Origin of the sequence: Paraburkholderia sp. SIMBA_053 (genome assembly GCF_046534895.1) — a bacterium.
Taxonomy (GTDB): Bacteria; Pseudomonadota; Gammaproteobacteria; order Burkholderiales; family Burkholderiaceae; genus Paraburkholderia; species Paraburkholderia caledonica.
Window position 1 is genome coordinate 1 of the sequence record NZ_JAWRXU010001161.1, and the last position, 255, is coordinate 255.

At 69.4% G+C, this 255-nt stretch carries 1 protein-coding gene; it reads left to right on the forward strand.

The features are described from left to right. Positions 1 to 255 (forward strand): DUF72 domain-containing protein (locus tag SB753_RS39295; RefSeq protein ID WP_410805453.1); only part of this gene is annotated, 255 nt, incomplete at both ends.

The following is a 255-nucleotide window of genomic DNA, read 5'->3' on the forward strand; positions in this document are numbered from 1 at the left end:
CCCGAGGGCGTGCCGAACCGCGCGCATACCGTTTGGGAAGCGACGTCGCCGCAACTGGTGATCGTGCGCCTGCACGGCCGCAATGCGGAGACCTGGAGCGGCAGCACGACGGCAGCCGGCCGCTTCAATTACGACTACACCGAGCGTGAACTGGAAGAGGTCGCGGTGCCCGTGCGGGAGATCGCGAAACGCGCGGGGCGTGTTCCACCGGATACCGGCGGCCGGAGCCTCCTCCGTGATCCAGGCGCCGTCCTG